Here is an 18,864-nt window from a genome sequence, read left to right as displayed (position 1 = left end):
TGATGAAAAAAATACTTTTATTAATATCTATTGTAAGCATATCTTTTTCATGCAGTTCAGATATTACAGATATGAATACTGATCCTAAAAAACCAAGCAGTACACAACCTGAATATTTATTTACGGGCGCTCAGAAAGCACTAGTTGATCAGGTTGTTACAACTAGTCAGGTTTTTAGATTATTTTCACAGCAATGGGCATCAACTACGATTCCTTCTACAAGTCAATATGTTATTCCAGATATTCCAGATGCACGTTTCACAGTGTTTTACAGAGATGTGTTAAGAGACTTTTCTGCTGCAAAAACAATGATTAAGAACACACCCACTTCAACCGCTGCGGCTGATATTGCAGTTAAGCAAAATAAACTTGCACTTATCGATATCTTAGAAGTTTATAGTTACAGCATGTTGGTGGATACCTTTGGAAATGTGCCTTATTCTCAAGCTCTTGATATTAAGAAATTTCCTTTGCCAGCCTACGATGACGCTAAAACTATTTACATGGATCTTATCGCAAGATTAATTGAAGATTCTGCTATACTGAAAGCAAACTCTGCTAATGCTAACTTTGGGAGTGCAGATATTGTTTATGGAGGAAATGCCGCAAGTACTGCAAAATGGGCAAAATTTGCTAATTCATTAATCATCAAATTAGCCGTAAATATTTCAGATGTTGATCCTGCGTTTGCGGCGACTACTGTTCAGGCAGCACTTGCTGCTGGTCCATTAGCAAGTAATGCCGATAATACCAAATTGAATTATTTAACTACTACCGGCAATCAAAATCCATTATACAATACTTTAGTAACCAGCAATAGAAACGATTTTATTCCGGCTGAACCGTTTGTTGCCGCAATGGATGCTGTAGTTCCTGGAGGAGATCCAAGAATGACAAAGTATTTTGTAAATGCAACAGCGCCGGCTCCGGCGCTTCCAGCAGGACGTACTTTTATAGGAGGAACTTATGGTGAAGCCAATGTTTTTTCAACTTATTCACACATAACGGCAACATTAAACAATCCTGTTTTTCCAGGTACTTTATTTGACTATTCTGAATTGCAATTTTTATTGGCTGAAGCAGCTGAGAAAAATTTAATTCCAGGTGGTTCTGTGAAAGCTAAAACGTATTATGACGCTGCTATAACCGCTTCAATGTTAGATTGGGGAGTAACTGCGACCGCTATCACAACTTATCTTGCAAGTCCTAAAGTTGCTTACACAAATGTTCAAAGTGGAGCAACTTATAAAGAAAAAATTGGTAATCAATCGTGGTTTGCACTTTATAACAGAGGATTTGAAGCTTGGACATCTTATCGAAGATTAGATTTTCCAATTTTAAAATCACCTAAAGCAGCTGTAAACAGAGGTATTTTGACTGTTCCAGTGCGTTATCTTTATCCTAGTGCTGAGCAGACAAAAAATGAAACCAATTATAGTAAAGCTGCCAGCGATATTGGTGGTGACTTGATGAACACTAAAATATTTTGGGATAAATTTTAATCCTGATAGAGTATGTTTTCTTAGTTAATTTGATAATCGAAGATTGAATACTAATTCAAATTGAGATTATAAAAGATAAAAATTTTGGTTTTTGTCTAAAAAAAATAACCCCATTTATTTTTTGTAATTGGGGTTATTCTTTTTTGCCGTATAAAACCATTTCGGGAAAACAATTCAAATAAAACAATATTAATTCAAACCCGTTGGGTGTAATTGCAAAAAATCCAACACATAGAAACATAGATTTATACCTAAAAAAGGAGACAAAAAGAAACTCGTGTCTTTCGCATAGCCAGTCCCGATCCCGAAACTTCGGGACGGGATGTGTTTAAAAAAAGAGAAACTCCTAATTTTCGACTATAAAAGCTATGTTTCTATGTGTTGGAAGTAATTGTACCCAACAGGTTAATTCAAATAAAACAGTATGAAAAACATACTTTTCGCGGCTCTGTTTTTTATTATAGGATTCCAAATTACTAATTCACAACAGTTGAAATCTCCTAACGGAAATTTTAGTATGGAGTTTGCATTACAAAATGATGGAACTCCAACTTATAATTTAATCTATAAAGGAAAAACAGTTGTAAAGCCTAGTAAACTCGGAATTGAACTTAAAGAAGATAAAAATATTAAAAAATCGTTATTGAATGATTTTACAATACTGGATAAAAAGACTTCTTCATTTGATGAAACTTGGCAGCCAGTTTGGGGAGAAGTATCATCAATTCGAAATCAATATAATGAACTTGCGGTAACATTAATTCAAAAGGAAACTGATAGGCAGATTGTCATTCGTTTTCGATTGTTTAATGATGGATTAGGTTTTCGTTATGAATTTCCAGTCCAAAAGAATCTTACCTATTTTGTTATAAAAGAAGAAAGAACGCAATTTGCAATGACAGGAGATCATACCGCTTTTTGGATGCCGGGCGATTATGATACTCAAGAATACGATTATACCACTTCGAAGTTATCTGAAATCAGAGAACTTTTTGTAAAAGCAAAAAATAGAAATTTATCTCAGCCTCCCTTTTCTTTAACTGGAGTACAAACGTCGTTGATGTTAAAAACTAAAGAGGGTTTGTATATCAACCTACATGAAGCTGCATTAATTAATTATTCTTGCATGCATTTGAATTTGGATGACAAAAACATGGTATTTGAATCTTGGCTGACTCCAGATGCAAACGGCGATAAAGGATACATGCAAGCTCCCGCAAATTCGCCTTGGCGTACCATTATTGTGAGTGATGATGCCAGAGAAATTTTAGCATCTAAGATGACTTTGAATTTAAATGAACCTTGTAAAATAGAAGATACTTCGTGGATTAAACCTATTAAATATGTTGGTGTTTGGTGGGAAATGATTACAGGAAAAAGTTCATGGAGATATACCGATGAATTACCATCCGTACAACTAGGTATTACAGATTATTCGAAAGTAAAACCAAATGGGAAACACGCAGCTAATAATGAGAATGTCAAGAAATATATTGATTTTGCTGCAACAAATGGTTTCGATGCTGTTTTAGTTGAAGGCTGGAATGAAGGTTGGGAAGATTGGCTTGGCCGCTCCAAAGATTACGTTTTTGATTTTGTAACTCCATATCCTGATTTTGACGTAAAAGGAATACATGAATATGCAAAATCAAAAGGAATAAAAATGATGATGCATCATGAAACATCTGGATCTGTTCGTAACTATGAACGTCACATGGACAAAGCTTATCAGTTTATGAAAGATAATGGGTATGATGCTGTAAAGAGCGGTTATGTAGGCAGTATTCTTCCAAGAGGAGAAAACCATTATAATCAATGGATTGTGAATCATTATCAATATGCTGTAGAAAAAGCGGCGGAATATAAAATTATGGTGAATGCGCATGAAGCGGTGAGACCAACGGGTATTTGCAGAACTTATCCTAATTTAATTGGAAACGAGTCTGCAAGAGGAGGAGAGTGTGAAGCTTTTGGCGGATCGAAACCAAATCATGTAACAATAATACCTTTTACTCGATTAATTGGCGGACCAATGGATTATACTCCAGGGATTTTTGAAATGGATATAAGCAAAATTAATCCACGCAATAAGTCACACGCTAACTGTACTCTCTCAAATCAACTTGCATTATATGTAACTATTTACAGTCCCTTGCAAATGGCTGCCGATTTACCTGAAAATTATAATAGATTTTCAGATGCTTTCCAGTTCATTAAAGATGTTGCAGTAGATTGGAGTGAAAGTAATTACTTAGAAGCTGAACCGGGTCAATATATAACAGTTGCCCGTAAAGCAAAAGGAACTAATAACTGGTTTATAGGAAATGTAAATGGAATTGAACCTCGAACTTCCAATATTAATTTTGCTTTTTTAGAAAAAGGAAAAAAATACACCGCTACTATTTATGCTGATGGAAAAGAGGCGAATTACAAAACAAATCCGCAAGCTTACACTATTCGAAAAATAACAGTTACAAATAAATCAAAACTTTCTCAATTAAGTGCATCTGGAGGTGGTTATGCGATAAGTATACTTGAAGACAAAAAGTAAAAAGCAGTTTAGGATTTTATAAGTTCTTTTAGCGATGAATAAGAACTTAAATCTGAAACTTAAATAGAAGTAATTATTAAGTTACATTTAATGAACTAGGTTAACTATAAATTAAAAATCAAGAATATGAATTTGAATATAAAATTTTTGACGGTATTATTATTTGTGAATTTTGCTGCTTTTGCACAAACAAAAGGAGACGAATGGAACTTGACTGCTAACTCGAGGGAGAATTATTTTGGAGTTGCAATGGCAAATGGTAAGATTGGAATTGTCACAGATGATACACCTTTAAAAACAAAAGAAATCATCCTAAATGGCGTTTATGAGCCTAATCCTAAAAACGGAATTAGTAAAGTTGTAAGAGGGATTGAGTTTTTAAATCTGCGCTTGTCAATTGATAATCAAATGGTCGATGGTACTAATATTGATCATTGGAGTCAACAAGTTTCTATGAAAGAAGGAACAAGTACCACTTCGTTTCAATTTAAAGATTTAGCCCAAATTAAGTATACTATTTTGGCTAATCGAGTATTACCTTATTCAGCAATGGCCGTTGTTGAGATTGTACCGATGCGAGATATTGAAATAAGCGCATCTAATTATATGAATGTTCCAGAGGAATTGAAGATAGTCAAAAGTGAGTTTAGAGTGATGAAGAAAAAGAACTATGGAATACCTCTTTTTAGAACTATTGCTCAGACAAATACAGGTAAATGGACTGTTTCAGCTTCTACTACTTTTCTTTTTGATGGTACTGCAGAAGTAGTGTCACAAAAAGGATCAGAAGCGGGCTTTTCAAAAAAAATAGAGAAAGGGAAAAAATATCGTTTTGTAATTGCGGGAGGAATTTGTAATTCTAAAGATATTTTAGACCCAGTAAATGAGTCCGAACGTCAGGCTATCTATGCTTTTTCAGATGGAATTGATAACTTGCTTTCTAAACATAAAAAAGCATGGGCTGATTTGTGGGAGACAGGTGATATTCAAATAGAAGGTGATTTAGACGCACAGCAAAGAGTTAGATTCGCCTTGTATAACTTGTATTCTTTTATACGCGAAGGAAGCAGACAAAGTATTTCGCCTATGGGATTATCTTCTCAAGGATACAATGGACATATTTTTTGGGACACAGAACTTTGGATGTATCCATCGCTTTTAGCATTACAGCCAGAATTGGCAAAATCTTGTTTAGACTATAGATCTGATAGATTGCAGAAAGCAAAACTGAAAGCATTTATTTATGGTTATAAGGGAGCAATGTATCCTTGGGAATCTGATGATACTGGAGAAGAAGCTACACCAACAAGTGCTTCAATGGGTATTTTTGAACAACATATTACCGCTGATGTTTCTATTGCTTTTTGGAATTATTATGCCTTGACCCAAGATAAAAAATGGTTACGTGAAGAATGGAATGTAATGAAAGAAACTGCTGATTTTTGGATTAGCAGAGTGGTTAAAAATGAAGATGATAGTTATTCGATTTTAAATGTGGTTGGAGCAGATGAATATGCTTTGAACGTTGATGATAATGCTTTTACAAATGGAGCTGCGATGGAATCATTAAAAAACACGATAAAAGCTGCAGAGATATTGAATGAGCCGATTAATCCAAAATGGATTGAAGTTTCAAAGAAATTGAAAATTCATAATGAAAATGGAATTACTCAAAATTATAAAGGATACAAAGGTCAAGCGACAAAACAGGCTGATGTGAATTTGTTAGCATATCCTTTACACGTTGTAAATGATGACAAACAAATTAAAGCAGATTTAGATTACTACGCTGCAAAAGTTGATTTAAAAGATGGGCCGGCAATGACTTTTGGCGTGTTCTCTGTTTTGTATTCGCGCTTAGGAGATAGAAAAAAAGCATATGAATATTTTGTAAAATCGTATTTGCCTAACAGTCGTCCGCCATTCGGAGTATTCTCAGAATCTGCTAATAGTAACAATCCGTATTTTGCTACTGGAGCAGGAGCAATGCTGCAAGCTGTTATTTATGGTTTTGGAGGTGTAGAACAAACAGATAATGGATTGAAATTCAACAAAGGCTTACTTCCTGAAAAATGGAAATCTTTAAAGATAATTGGTGTTGGAACTGAGAATAAAACGATCATAATAAAATAAGTAAGATTAAGATTGGTGTCGCAATTTCCTTTGATTTAGCGGCATCAAGATTTAGTTTTGTTTTTGTTTTTTGGAAGAAGAAAGGGATAACGGATGTATTAAATTAGTACATCTATTATCCCTTTCTTAATTTGATCGAATGGCTTTTTTTATAAAGTTTACGATTTAGTCTTTAACCTTATTGTTTTACAAGCTTAATTGTTTTGGCATTACTTCCATTACGTATTTCTACAAGATATGTTCCCGGGCTTAGATTACTTTTTAACGCTATGACTGATGCGTAACTTGATTTCAAAGTATCTATTTTTCTTCCTAAAAGATCAAATACATTAATAAGAATGTTTTGTTTTTCATCTCCTCCCGTGATGTTTATTTGGAATTCGGTTTTTGTTGGATTTGGAGATCCGCTAACTATAAAATCATCGATTTGTTGTTCTGCAATTTTAAAAGAAGTGTTACTTAAAGTTGGTGTGTTTTCGCATGAACCAAGAGAACAGCCATGTGCTAAATGTGCCGCAACAGCATTAGTTGAAATACAAAGACTTTTATTATTGGTATGACATACTGTTACTTTTTTGTCGGCACAACGAACATCAGTTACTATTATTTGTTTTGTTATAGTGACTTGGCAGGCTAGTGCATCAGTGATGGTTAAACTGTAATCGTGATTTCCTACTGTTGAAGGATTTACTGAAATACTGTTTGTTGTTGCTCCATTACTCCATAAATAAGTAAAAGGTGCAGTTCCGTTTGAAGCTGCAGCGGTCAGTGTTAATGAAGAAGCACCATATCCTAAATAAATTGTATTAGCATTTCCACCAGGATTTACAGCATAAACATCAGGAATATTAGCGGAGAGTGCGCTATTAATGGTTACAGTTGTCGTGTTTGTGCTGCTATTTCCTGCGTTATCAGTAACTGTCCATGTTATATGAGATGTTCCCACGTTATAGTTTCCGCTTGCATCCAATCCGCTTCCGGTTCTTGTGGTCGCGCCAGTAATTTCGTAAGTAACAGTATTAATAGTACAATTATCGAATGCCGCTGCTGATGGAATAGTATAGTTGCCGTTTGATTCGTAACAAAGAACAACAGAAGCAATTGAATTTACTGTTGGAGCTTTTGTGTCAATTACAGTAACGGTTTGTGTAGTCGAAGCCGTATTGCCATTTTCATCGACTGCAGTCCAAACTACAGTTGTTGTGCCTTGAGGAAATATTGCTGGTGCATTATTGGTAATACTTGCTACAGAACAATTATCAGTAACCACTGGCTGCGGTAATACTAATGCCGCCCCACATTGATTTTCATCATTGCTGATCGTTATTGCTGTTGGTAGCGTGAAGATTGGCTTTTCTGTATCATCAACAGTAATCATAAAAGAAGCAGAACTACTGCTGCATCCATCAGTTGCTGTCCAGGTAACAGTGGTATTACCTTTATTAAAAACTTTATTTGCTAATGAACCGCTGCCACTAGCCGAAGTTGCTCCAGTAAGTAAATAGCTGTAAGTAGTCGTATCGCAATTGTTCAATGCAGTTATATCAAATTCATTGGTTTGGGCTGTGTACGTAGATAAACCTGCATTAGTACTTGTGATAATATTAGACTTTGCAGGAAGATAAAATGTTGGCTTAACTTGACCATTGAACGAAAAATCATCGATACCAACTAAAGAATTTCCAGAGGTTTTGTTAGATCCGTACCAGTATAAACGAAATGTGATTGGAGTTTTAATATTAGATAAAGGACTTAAGTCATAGGTTAGCAGTGTAGCAGCAGTTCCAGTAAAGGTTTGAGGTGCTGTGATGTCGCTTGTAAAACCATCTGCACTAGATCTCATAACATATGTGCTCGGATCAGCTGCATTTCCTTTTCTCGCTGTAAATTTGAGGTTAGTAAAATCTATTTTGTAGCCGCTATTAGGCTGCAGTTTGAACTCAAAATATTGATTAAGATTGAGAGCTGTAGCAGGATCTGAAGCAGTAGTTTTATTAGTCCATCCATTTAGTAAAACACGACCGCCAATTTGACCTGCGGTATTAAGTCCGTCACTAGTGCCATAATAAAAATTGGGTGTTGCATTTCCATCGCTGGTGATATTAGGATTTGTTGTATTTCCTGTGGTAATAGGTGAGGTAAAGTCAACGGGAGTACTGGTAAAAGTATTACCCCAAATTTGTATCGGTGCACTGTTATTATTAAGTTCAAAAATCTTTATATTATCATGATAAATAATACGTGTTGCTACATTGGGCGGATCAGTAGTAATAGACTGTCCAGGGCGGTACAATCCCCATTTTAAGTATCCAGAAGGGTTAGTTTCGGGAACATCCTGATTAAAAGTTCTGAAATTACTTATCTGCCAAGCCAAAGTATAATCAGTTTGCCCCGGTAACCTGTAATAAACCTTATAATATCCAGTCGCATCAGTCGTCATTTTTGCGTCAATTCTAAAGTCGATCCACTGATTGATGTATGGACGAAAATCGCCTATAATAGATGGCTCAATATTATCATTGGGTATACGGAAAGTAATACTATTGCGTTTCGCACTAAGATACCAAGCAGGGTTTTCACCTCCACTTTGTTTGCCTTGAAAAATAATATCCCCGCTTTGAGCCATACCCGCTGTATAAGGTTCCCAATCTTTCAGTTGAAGACTAACTTCAAAACGACGTTCATCTCCAGGGTAGTATTTTCCGTCAGCAAACATTTGAGCAGTAGCTGCTTCGCTGCGCCAATGGTTGTCAGAAAAATAACCTTCGTCTCCTATCGTTACGCGGTGAGCAATAGCATAGTTTCCAGTACGACCAGGACTTACTATGTATTCTGCATCATCGGCGGTGGCATGCGTTGTCGTTAAATTTGAAACACCAGAATTTTCTGTTCCACTTTCGTAATCAATACTAACCAGCGTATTGGTAATCGTTGCAGGAGGTGTTGGAGGCGCAGCGGTTAAAAAATTAGAATAACTGATATCATCAATATACAATATAGGAGCCGATGATCCTGCGCCCACATTCAACAAATTCATTCCGCTGATGTTAGTTCCCTGCGGGAGTAAACCTGTTCCGGGGTCTGCATTAGTAAGTACTTTTATAGTATCAATCCAAATATCATAAGTACCCGCCAAAAGATTATGCGTTGTCATGCTTGCACCGCTTCCAGTTACGTATGATGCAGTGCTATTACTGTTGTTCATAAAAAACTTCAGAATATAAACTTGGTTTTTGTTAATTGTTGTTTGAGAAAGTCCGTTTATTGTATAGTTTGGACTTGCAGTCGACGAGAGCCAATCGAGGTTGACAGTAGTGGCCGCAGGCGATAATCTCAAGGCAGCAAATGTTTGCGGTAAACTTATTCCGCTGCTATTGTTGAAATTACTGCCATTACCAAAATATAATAAGAACCTGCCATTAGTTCCTGAGCTGATATTGATTTTGCATTCGAAAGCAGCGACATTAGAAGCTGTAAAAGGAGCTAGAGCAAATTTAGCACCCGTTACAGTAGTGCCGCCATTCATTTTAAGTTCGGCTCCAGCGCCTCCCGCAAAATTAGATGAGGTGAGTTCAACAGCGCCTTCAGTAGCCGACGAAGCTTTTACGCTGGCATTGCCGCCGCCAGCCATTGGTGCGGGCAAATAAGTAGAACTATAAGTTGTAGATGTATATGGACCTGAGGCGGTAACCCCAAAGTTATATACCCAACTAGAATCTTGTGCTTTTGTTTCTAGTAAAGAAAAGACACAAAGTAAAGCAAGTAAACTTTTTTTCATAATTAAACGGTTTTTGGTTGAGTTAGTAAATCAGCAGTTTTTTTAATTAGACTTTAGCAGCCAGCTTAGAAAAAAAGCTTGTGGTTTTTAATTAATGTGTTTTAATGTTCATTTTTAATTTAGTGGGTTACAATTTATTTTAGGCTTAGTTATTTAATTTTATAATTATTTAAATAAGCAAAACGGGATATTCTAAGAAAGAACAATTTTGTCTCTAAGTTTCATTAAGCAGGAATAGTAAGAAAGAGTTATAAGTTTTTTTTCATTGAGTAAATGTTTATACCATTATTTAGTTTTGATGAGATTTTTATAAAGCTAAGTTAGAGGTGAGGATGAACATCGTATTTCAAATTCTTCTATAAATGTTTTGATTTTGTGTAAATGTTTACTTTTATGAAGTTTTACAAGGAGAATTTACTGTTACAAGTATTCTGTAATGGAGTTTTTAATCAGCGAACTTTATATTGAAAGACCTAATTTTATTCAAGTAAGATTGATAAGGTATTTAATGAAGTTTTAAAAATAAACTATGAAGAGAGCTTTTTATACTATTATTAAAAATGTCAATGATTATTCTTGATATTGTTTTCTTCCTTCTATCTAAAAAATGCATCGAAGACATTTAGTTTTAAAGACTGCAACTTTATGAGGTATTCGTTTTAAATCGCGTATTTGTAAATTGGCGCAAAGTCACTCCCGAAAGCTTTCAGAATTGCGAAGTGGTTTTGAGAAACACTTTGTATAATTCAAATAAAAGAGAGTATTATTATTTCTTTGCTGTACTTATATATATGATGATTACTCAAAGTATAATGTGAATCTTATAAGATCGATACGTTTGGCTGTTTGTTTTTTGCTTTAAAATAATAATTTAAAGAATAATCCTACACTAATTAGTAGTTGTTTTTGTTTTTAAGTTTTGTATTATCAGTAAGTTAAGTGAAACTTGCTAAAAAAAGTGAAAAAAAATGAAGAAAAAGTATTGTAAATGCGGATAAACTATCTACTTTTGCACCCGCTTTGCAACACAAGCGAAACAAAATTGAAATACACGTTCGTAGACATATTGAATTGACAGCCGTTTTGAAAGAGATTTCAAAACAAAAGAATAAGAGTAATAGAATCGTAAGATTCGAAAAGAACCGATAGATCATCATCGCAATATAATATTAAAATATACGATGAAGAGTTTGATCCTGGCTCAGGATGAACGCTAGCGGCAGGCTTAACACATGCAAGTCGAGGGGTATATGTCTTCGGATATAGAGACCGGCGCACGGGTGCGTAACGCGTATGCAATCTACCTTTTACAGAGGGATAGCCCAGAGAAATTTGGATTAATACCTCATAGTATAGCTCTACCGCATGGTAGTACTATTAAAGTCACAACGGTAAAAGATGAGCATGCGTCCCATTAGCTAGTTGGTAAGGTAACGGCTTACCAAGGCAACGATGGGTAGGGGTCCTGAGAGGGAGATCCCCCACACTGGTACTGAGACACGGACCAGACTCCTACGGGAGGCAGCAGTGAGGAATATTGGACAATGGGCGCAAGCCTGATCCAGCCATGCCGCGTGCAGGATGACGGTCCTATGGATTGTAAACTGCTTTTGTACGAGAAGAAACACTGCTTCGTGAAGCAGCTTGACGGTATCGTAAGAATAAGGATCGGCTAACTCCGTGCCAGCAGCCGCGGTAATACGGAGGATCCAAGCGTTATCCGGAATCATTGGGTTTAAAGGGTCCGTAGGCGGTTTAGTAAGTCAGTGGTGAAAGCCCATCGCTCAACGGTGGAACGGCCATTGATACTGCTGAACTTGAATTATTAGGAAGTAACTAGAATATGTAGTGTAGCGGTGAAATGCTTAGAGATTACATGGAATACCAATTGCGAAGGCAGGTTACTACTAATTGATTGACGCTGATGGACGAAAGCGTGGGGAGCGAACAGGATTAGATACCCTGGTAGTCCACGCCGTAAACGATGGATACTAGCTGTTGGGAGCAATCTCAGTGGCTAAGCGAAAGTGATAAGTATCCCACCTGGGGAGTACGTTCGCAAGAATGAAACTCAAAGGAATTGACGGGGGCCCGCACAAGCGGTGGAGCATGTGGTTTAATTCGATGATACGCGAGGAACCTTACCAAGGCTTAAATGTAGATTGACCGGTTTGGAAACAGATCTTTCGCAAGACAATTTACAAGGTGCTGCATGGTTGTCGTCAGCTCGTGCCGTGAGGTGTCAGGTTAAGTCCTATAACGAGCGCAACCCCTGTTGTTAGTTGCCAGCGAGTCATGTCGGGAACTCTAACAAGACTGCCAGTGCAAACTGTGAGGAAGGTGGGGATGACGTCAAATCATCACGGCCCTTACGCCTTGGGCTACACACGTGCTACAATGGCCGGTACAGAGAGCAGCCACTGGGCGACCAGGAGCGAATCTATAAAACCGGTCACAGTTCGGATCGGAGTCTGCAACTCGACTCCGTGAAGCTGGAATCGCTAGTAATCGGATATCAGCCATGATCCGGTGAATACGTTCCCGGGCCTTGTACACACCGCCCGTCAAGCCATGGAAGCTGGGGGTGCCTGAAGTCGGTGACCGCAAGGAGCTGCCTAGGGTAAAACTGGTAACTAGGGCTAAGTCGTAACAAGGTAGCCGTACCGGAAGGTGCGGCTGGAACACCTCCTTTCTAGAGCCTCAAATGTTAGTGCTTGCACACGTTGAGGAAACAAGATGATTATTTATAGGATTCTGAATTGGAGATTGTATTACTCTTGCTGTTAATTTAAAAAAAAATGAAAATTAAGTAAAACAGAGTCTCGTAGCTCAGCTGGTTAGAGTACTACACTGATAATGTAGGGGTCGGCAGTTCGAGTCTGCCCGGGACTACTCTTTTAACTTAATTACAAGGAAATTTTAGAAGTTGAAAGATTAAGAATCAAAAAGTTCATAATTTTTAATTCACGATTTTTGATTTTTAATTAAAATGGGGGATTAGCTCAGCTGGCTAGAGCGCCTGCCTTGCACGCAGGAGGTCAACGGTTCGACTCCGTTATTCTCCACAATTCAACGTTTAATCGTTGATTTGTTTAAGCGGTTAACCGAATTTACGGTTTAACGATTAAACGAAATAAAGTTCATTGACATATTGAGATAAGAAAATAATAAAAAGTAGAAAGCGTTTTTTGTTATAGTAGTAATACGAATAATAAAAGACAAAAAAAAACGGTCATAATTAATTTTATGATTGGTACAATAAGCAAAATAAGGGCGTATGGGGGATGCCTAGGCTCTCAGAGGCGATGAAAGGCGTGATAAGCTGCGAAAAGCTGCGGGGACGGGCACACACCGATTGATCCGCAGATACCTGAATGGGGCAACCCACTATGTTGAAGACATAGTACACCGATAGGTGGGCAAACCCGCTGAACTGAAACATCTAAGTAGGCGGAGGAGAAGAAAACAAAAGTGATTCCGTAAGTAGTGGCGAGCGAACGCGGATTAGCCCAAACCAATGTTGTTACGGCAATGTTGGGGTTGTAGGACCACGACATTTTATGCATGCAGAACCAGAACTGACTGGAAAGTCGGGCCATAGAGAGTGATAGCCTCGTATGGGTAATAAATGTAATAGATAGTGGTATCCTGAGTAGGGCGGGGCACGTGAAACCCTGTCTGAATTTGGCGGGACCATCCGCTAAGGCTAAATACTCCTGAGAGACCGATAGTGAACCAGTACCGTGAGGGAAAGGTGAAAAGAACCGTGAATAACGGAGTGAAATAGATCCTGAAACCATACGCTTACAAGCGGTCGGAGCCCTTTCGTGGGGTGACGGCGTGCCTTTTGCATAATGAGCCTACGAGTTAACGTTGCTGGCAAGGTTAAGTGATTAAGTCACGGATCCGTAGCGAAAGCGAGTCTGAATAGGGCGCTTTAGTCAGTAGTGTTAGACGCGAAACCGTGTGATCTACCCATGGGCAGGTTGAAGCTGTGGTAACACACAGTGGAGGACCGAACCGGTTGACGTTGAAAAGTCTTCGGATGACCTGTGGGTAGGGGTGAAAGGCCAATCAAACTCGGAAATAGCTCGTACTCCCCGAAATGCATTTAGGTGCAGCGTTAGTTATAAAGTTATATAGAGGTAGAGCTACTGATTGGATGCGGGGGCTTCACCGCCTACCAATTCCTGACAAACTCCGAATGCTATATAATGTTCACTAACAGTGAGGGCTTGGGTGCTAAGGTCCAAGTCCGAGAGGGAAAGAACCCAGACCATCAGCTAAGGTCCCCAAATATATGCTAAGTTGAAAGAACGAGGTTTGTCTGCCCAGACAGCTAGGATGTTGGCTTGGAAGCAGCCATTCATTTAAAGAGTGCGTAACAGCTCACTAGTCGAGCGGACGAGCATGGATAATAATCGGGCATAAGCATATTACCGAAGCTATGGATTTAGAGTTTACTCTAAGTGGTAGGGGAGCATTCTAACAGGGTTGAAGGTGTATCGTAAGGTATGCTGGACTGGTTAGAAAAGAAAATGTAGGCATAAGTAACGATAATGCGGGCGAGAAACCCGCACACCGAAAAACTAAGGTTTCCACAGCTATGCTAATCAGCTGTGGGTTAGTCTGGTCCTAAGGCGAACCCGAAAGGGACAGTCGATGGCTAACGGGTTAATATTCCCGTACTACTAATTACTGTGATGGGGTGACGGAGTGATGAAAGCGCCGCGAACTGACGGAATAGTTCGTTGAAGTACCTAGCTATATTCTCTATAGGCAAATCCGTAGAGAATGGTGAAATACGATAGTACTCGGAGTCTTCGGACAAAGAGATAGTGCGCCTAAGGGCTTCCAAGAAAAACCTCTAAACTTCAGGTAATTAGTACCAGTACCGTAAACCGACACAGGTAGTTGAGGAGAGAATCCTAAGGTGCTCGAGAGATTCATGGCTAAGGAATTAGGCAAAATAGACCTGTAACTTCGGGAGAAAGGTCGCCAGCAGCAATGCTGGCCGCAGTGAAGAGGTCCAGGCGACTGTTTATCAAAAACACAGGGCTCTGCAAAATCGTAAGATGAAGTATAGGGCCTGACACCTGCCCGGTGCTGGAAGGTTAAGAGGAGATGTTATCTTCGGAGAAGCATTGAATTGAAGCCCCAGTAAACGGCGGCCGTAACTATAACGGTCCTAAGGTAGCGAAATTCCTTGTCGGGTAAGTTCCGACCTGCACGAATGGTGTAACGATCTGGACACTGTCTCAGCCATGAGCTCGGTGAAATTGTAGTAACGGTGAAGATGCCGTTTACCCGCAGTGGGACGAAAAGACCCTGTGCACCTTTACTATAGCTTAGTATTGACCTTGGATAAATGATGTGTAGGATAGGTTGGAGACTATGAAGCGGCGTCGCCAGGCGTTGTGGAGTCATTGTTGAAATACAACCCTTTGTTTATCTGAGGCCTAACCCCGCGTTGTGGGGGACATTGCTTGGTGGGTAGTTTGACTGGGGTGGTCGCCTCCAAAAGAGTAACGGAGGCTTCTAAAGGTTCCCTCAGTACGCTTGGTAACCGTGCGTAGAGTGCAATGGCATAAGGGAGCTTGACTGAGAGACATACAGGTCGATCAGGTACGAAAGTAGAGCATAGTGATCCGGTGGTTCCGCATGGAAGGGCCATCGCTCAAAGGATAAAAGGTACGCCGGGGATAACAGGCTGATCTCCCCCAAGAGCTCATATCGACGGGGGGGTTTGGCACCTCGATGTCGGCTCGTCACATCCTGGGGCTGGAGAAGGTCCCAAGGGTTGGGCTGTTCGCCCATTAAAGTGGCACGCGAGCTGGGTTCAGAACGTCGTGAGACAGTTCGGTCTCTATCTACTGTGGGCGCAAGAAATTTGAGTGGATCTGATTCTAGTACGAGAGGACCGAATTGGACTAACCTCTAGTGTATCTGTTGTCCCGCCAGGGGCACCGCAGAGTAGCTACGTTGGGAAGGGATAAGCGCTGAAAGCATATAAGCGCGAAACCCACCACAAGATGAGATTTCTTTTAAGGATCGTGGAAGATGACCACGTTGATAGGCTATAGATGTAAAGGCAGTAATGTCATAGTCGAGTAGTACTAATAATCCGTAAGCTTATGTACACCCTTTTCCCCGCTTCGGCGGGGAAGAAACTTTCTAAAATAGTAAATAAAAGTACTTTTCTTTATCTCAGTATGTTAAGATATTATTTAATTGATAATTAATAATTTATAATTAACAATTAAAAGTTGCCCAAAGCAATTATAACTTCTTAAGGTGGTTATTGCGGCGGGGCTCACCTCTTCCCATCCCGAACAGAGTAGTTAAGCCCGCCTGCGCAGATGGTACTGCAGTTATGTGGGAGAGTATGTCGTCGCCTTTCTTTTAAGAATCCTCATCATTTATTTGATGAGGATTTTTTGTTTTTACGCAAATACCCAAAAGGTATGGTGTATTGCGGGAGCCCCGACAGCCATCGGGGTCATCGCCTTTCTTTTGAGAATCCACATTATTTATTTGATGGGGATTTTTTGGTTTATAGTGGTTTTAGAAATCAGTGCTTTGAAATACATATTGTATCTCGGCAGTCGAAAATACGAACTTGAGTTTATCTTTTTTATTGATAGAATCCGACGGAAGACTTAAAGAGATCTTGTAATTTGTTTGCGTTAGGGATGGAAGCGGCATCCTTTTGCAGGAGTATAAAGATCTTTTTTCCTCTGAAAGCTCTTTGCAAAAGATACAGCGGACAGCCCGGCCCGAAGGGAAATGCCCTTAATTGTATTAGTTAAATTGCAGTTTTTGCTTTTAGCAGTTTTAAAGCTGTTTTTTGTTTTTTATGAACAAGATTATCTTCGGATGAAAAAAGTTATTCTGTGGCTTTTATTTTAGGGAAGAAGCTACTTTTGTTGGATCGAAAAGAAATTATGAAGCTTGTTAATTTATCTCTTTTATGTATCAATGAAATAGCTCTTCTTTGTTTGTATGAAAAGGTATAGAACTCTATAAAATCTATGATGGTAGTATTCTAGAAATCAACTACTTTTTGTTTGCTTATCCAGTAGGAACTACAGTATAATTATGGTATATTTATAGTAAATTGAATACATAAAATGTTGATTATTAGAATTTAGTAGTAAGATTTAATCTTTCTAGTGAAAAATGATGCTGTTACTTAGTTTTCTTTCAAATAAATGAATCCCTTAGCTATGATGAAAATAACTAAACACTCAGGATATAAAGTACCTTTTGACAAAGAAAAACTAGAACTTTCTCTTAGAAAGTCTGGAGCTAGTGCCGATCTCATAAAGGAATCTTTAGCTGAAATAGAAAGGCAAATGTATGATGGCATAACTACCAAAGAAATATATAAATTGGCCTTTGCTATTTTAAAAAAAGCATCAAGTGGACATGCAGCTCGCTATAATATTAGACTGGCTTTGCAAATGCTTGGCCCAGCAGGTTTTTTCTTTGAAAAATTCATTTCCAGATTGTATGCAGCAAATGGATTTAAGACGAAAATAAATTTAACACTGCAAGGAAAATGTGTGTCGCATGAAATTGACATTGCTATCATTGGATGTGCTAACTTAGCATGGAGTTCTAGTTAAGAACTAAATCTTAACTTTAGAGCATGAAAGATAATCGTAAAACTTATGACCGCAATTTTAAAGAGAAAGCAGTCCAATTAAGTTATGAAAGAGATAATATCTCACAATTAGCCAAGGAACTTGGAATAACAGCACCTTTGCTTTACAAATGGCGTCAGGATTACCAAGAATTTGGAACAGGAAGTTTTCCTGGGAAAGGAAAATTAAAACTTAGCCCTGAACAGGAAAAAATCCATGAGCTTGAAAAAAAATTAAAAGAAACAGAATTAGAACGTGATATTCTAAAAAAGGCTATAAGCATCTTTTCCAAGGGAGGTCGATGATTTATCTTTTCATAAAAGACCATGAAAAAATATATTCGATTGAAAAGATGTGCAAAGTTTTAAAAATAAGTCCAAGCAGCTACTATAATTGGAAGCGACAGATTCTATCAGAAAGACAGAGGAAGACTGCTCTGATTAAAGAAGAAATTACGTCAATATACTTTAATGCTAAACAACGATATGGAAGCCCAAGAATTACTCTGGAACTCCAAAGCCAAGGATATCAGATATCCAGAATAACTGTAGCTAAATACATGAAGCAGTTAGGATTGTACAGCAAATTGAGTAAAAAATTCAAAGTAACAACCAATTCAAAACATAATCATTTTGTTGTGCCAAATATCCTGAAAAGAGAATTTACAGTAACCGAACCAACAAAGGCTTGGGTTTCAGATATCACCTATATACAGACAAAGGATGGATTTTTATATCTGACCATCATTTTAGATTTATTTGACAGAAAGATAGTCGGCTGGAGTTTAAGCAATGGACTAAGCACTAAACAAACTACAATGACGGCTTGGAAAATGGCAGTAAAGAACAGAACAATTGCAAGTGAATTAATATTCCATTCTGACCGAGGAATCCAATATGCCAATAAAAAATTTACTAATGTATTGGATTCTTATAAAAATATCACAAGAAGTATGAGCCGTAAAGGAGACTGCTGGGATAATGCGGTTGCTGAAAGTTTTTTCAAATCTTTAAAAACGGAATTGGTTTATGGAAGTAAATTGATTTCTAGAGAACAGATGGAACTTGAAATTTTTGAATACATCGAAATTTGGTATAATAAAAAAAGAAGACATTCGGCTTTGAACTATAAAACAATTGAAGAATTTAATAAACTAACTAATTATAAAAATGTAGCTTAACTTTTTCTCCAGTTTTTGTTTGCATATCCATGAGTTAATGGAATGTATTAAATAGGGTCGGGTAAAAACCTATA

Annotated in this window: 5 protein-coding genes, 2 tRNA genes, 3 rRNA genes and 1 pseudogene; 10 read left to right on the top strand and 1 reads right to left on the bottom strand. The window is 38.0% G+C overall.

What is annotated here, in order from left to right; all coding sequences use genetic code 11:
- The first annotated feature begins 2 nt into the window (after window positions 1–2).
- From NLG42_RS20495 to NLG42_RS20485, 3 genes are all read left to right on the top strand, one after another.
- Complete coding sequence (locus tag NLG42_RS20495; protein WP_257682178.1) at window positions 3–1,502, top strand: SusD/RagB family nutrient-binding outer membrane lipoprotein; 1,500 nt, start codon at window positions 3–5, stop codon at window positions 1,500–1,502.
- Between the two features lie 424 nt (window positions 1,503–1,926).
- On the top strand, window positions 1,927–4,053 hold the full coding sequence (locus NLG42_RS20490) for a glycoside hydrolase family 97 protein (RefSeq protein WP_257682177.1): 2,127 nt from the start codon (window positions 1,927–1,929) through the stop codon (window positions 4,051–4,053).
- Window positions 4,054–4,179: 126 nt separating this feature from the next.
- On the top strand, window positions 4,180–6,186 hold the full coding sequence (locus NLG42_RS20485) for a glycosyl hydrolase family 95 catalytic domain-containing protein (protein WP_257682176.1): 2,007 nt from the start codon (window positions 4,180–4,182) through the stop codon (window positions 6,184–6,186).
- A 178-nt stretch (window positions 6,187–6,364) separates the two neighbouring features.
- Here the strand turns inward: NLG42_RS20485 and NLG42_RS20480 are convergent, their stop codons facing one another.
- Complete coding sequence (locus tag NLG42_RS20480) at window positions 6,365–9,964, bottom strand: heparin lyase I family protein (RefSeq protein ID WP_257682175.1); 3,600 nt, start codon at window positions 9,962–9,964, stop codon at window positions 6,365–6,367.
- A gap of 1,178 nt (window positions 9,965–11,142) precedes the next feature.
- Between NLG42_RS20480 and NLG42_RS20475 the strand changes: the two genes are divergently transcribed.
- The 7 genes and pseudogenes from NLG42_RS20475 to NLG42_RS20445 all read left to right on the top strand — a co-directional run bounded on the left by NLG42_RS20475 (window position 11,143) and on the right by NLG42_RS20445 (window position 18,790).
- Window positions 11,143–12,656: ribosomal RNA gene (locus NLG42_RS20475) — 16S ribosomal RNA — on the top strand.
- A 126-nt stretch (window positions 12,657–12,782) separates the two neighbouring features.
- A tRNA-Ile gene (locus NLG42_RS20470) sits at window positions 12,783–12,856 on the top strand.
- A 99-nt stretch (window positions 12,857–12,955) separates the two neighbouring features.
- Window positions 12,956–13,029, top strand: a tRNA-Ala gene (locus tag NLG42_RS20465).
- A 191-nt stretch (window positions 13,030–13,220) separates the two neighbouring features.
- Window positions 13,221–16,104: ribosomal RNA gene (locus NLG42_RS20460) — 23S ribosomal RNA — on the top strand.
- A 150-nt stretch (window positions 16,105–16,254) separates the two neighbouring features.
- Window positions 16,255–16,364 (top strand): 5S ribosomal RNA (gene rrf / locus NLG42_RS20455).
- Together the 16S, 23S and 5S rRNA genes with 2 tRNA genes alongside form the textbook arrangement of a ribosomal RNA operon.
- 811 nt (window positions 16,365–17,175) lie before the next feature.
- Complete coding sequence (locus tag NLG42_RS20450) at window positions 17,176–17,592, top strand: ATP cone domain-containing protein (RefSeq protein WP_257682174.1); 417 nt, start codon at window positions 17,176–17,178, stop codon at window positions 17,590–17,592.
- A 23-nt stretch (window positions 17,593–17,615) separates the two neighbouring features.
- Window positions 17,616–18,790, top strand: a pseudogene (locus tag NLG42_RS20445) (IS3 family transposase).
- Window positions 18,791–18,864 lie beyond the last annotated feature (74 nt).

Origin of the sequence: Flavobacterium plurextorum, from assembly GCF_024638035.1 — a bacterium.
GTDB classification, from domain to species: Bacteria; Bacteroidota; Bacteroidia; order Flavobacteriales; family Flavobacteriaceae; genus Flavobacterium; species Flavobacterium plurextorum.
Note: the sequence above shows the minus strand (reverse complement) of the source record. Positions and strands in the feature narration are given on the sequence as shown.

Coding starts and splice junctions, on each gene's coding strand:
- NLG42_RS20490 (WP_257682177.1), top strand. CDS start 1,927: ATGAAAAACATACTTTTCGCGGCTCTGTTTTTTATTATAGGATTCCAA.
- NLG42_RS20495 (WP_257682178.1), top strand. CDS start 3: ATGAAAAAAATACTTTTATTAATATCTATTGTAAGCATATCTTTTTCA.
- NLG42_RS20485 (WP_257682176.1), top strand. CDS start 4,180: ATGAATTTGAATATAAAATTTTTGACGGTATTATTATTTGTGAATTTT.
- NLG42_RS20450 (WP_257682174.1), top strand. CDS start 17,176: ATGAATCCCTTAGCTATGATGAAAATAACTAAACACTCAGGATATAAA.
- NLG42_RS20480 (WP_257682175.1), bottom strand. CDS start 9,964: ATGAAAAAAAGTTTACTTGCTTTACTTTGTGTCTTTTCTTTACTAGAA.